Here is a 420-nt window from a genome sequence, read left to right on the forward strand (position 1 = left end):
GGTCGAACCGGCGATCTCCTGCGTGACAGGCAGGCATGTTAACCACTACACCACGGGACCATTTGGTTGCGGGGACAGGATTTGAACCTGCGACCTTCGGGTTATGAGCCCGACGAGCTACCGTACTGCTCCACCCCGCGATGATATAAATAGCCTGGCAACGTCCTACTCTCACAGGGACAAGGTCCCAACTACCATCGGCGCTAGAGAGCTTAACTTCCGTGTTCGGTATGGGAACGGGTGTGACCTCTCTGCCATCATTACCAGACTATATTCATTTGAGACAAGAATCATCATAACTCATTCGACATTTAAAGTCAATAAGTTTTTTATATTCTCTCAAAACTAGATAACGTTGCTTCATATTATATGGTTAAGTCCTCGATCTATTAGTATTCGTCAGCTCCACATGTCACCATG

Annotated in this window: 1 tRNA gene and 1 rRNA gene; both read right to left on the reverse strand. The window is 47.1% G+C overall.

The window, feature by feature from the left end:
- Nucleotides 1-63 precede the first annotated feature (63 nt).
- A tRNA-Met gene (locus tag AC1DKZ_RS33085) sits at nucleotides 64-140 on the reverse strand.
- 12 nt (nucleotides 141-152) lie between these two features.
- Nucleotides 153-268 (reverse strand): 5S ribosomal RNA (rrf, locus tag AC1DKZ_RS33090).
- Nucleotides 269-420 lie beyond the last annotated feature (152 nt).

It is taken from the genome of Bacillus sp. 05T21 (assembly GCF_056396785.1).